Below are 283 nucleotides of genomic sequence, written 5' to 3'. Positions count from 1 at the left end.
ATTATTGGCAAGTTTTCAGGCTTCTCAAACAATAGATAAGAAGAAAAAGGAAATTGACGGCCAATAATGCTGGAGCAGACAGCTTTCCCCAATCAGGTTTAGAGAATTGATTTAAAGATTCTACAATTACCTTTTGTCTATTTTTCTTATATTCCATTTCTACCTGTGAGCCAGTAATAAGCCTATCCTTGCAAGCTTCAATTTGCTCAAGGTATTTTATGCTTATGTCAGACTTCCTGATCCGATAGAAATCCAAGAGTATATTGGTATCAATAAAAAGAAG

1 protein-coding gene is annotated in these 283 nt (G+C 34.6%); it reads right to left on the bottom strand.

What is annotated here, in order from left to right; genetic code table 11:
• Window position 1: 1 nt before the first annotated feature.
• The coding region (locus RMT89_RS42410; protein ID WP_315889095.1) for a PIN domain-containing protein at window positions 2-283 on the bottom strand (282 nt) is incomplete at its 5' end.

The sequence above is a fragment of the Streptomyces sp. P17 genome, assembly GCF_032436805.1.
Classification (GTDB): Bacteria; Actinomycetota; Actinomycetes; order Streptomycetales; family Streptomycetaceae; genus Streptomyces.
This window is presented reverse-complemented; position numbering and strand designations above follow the sequence as displayed.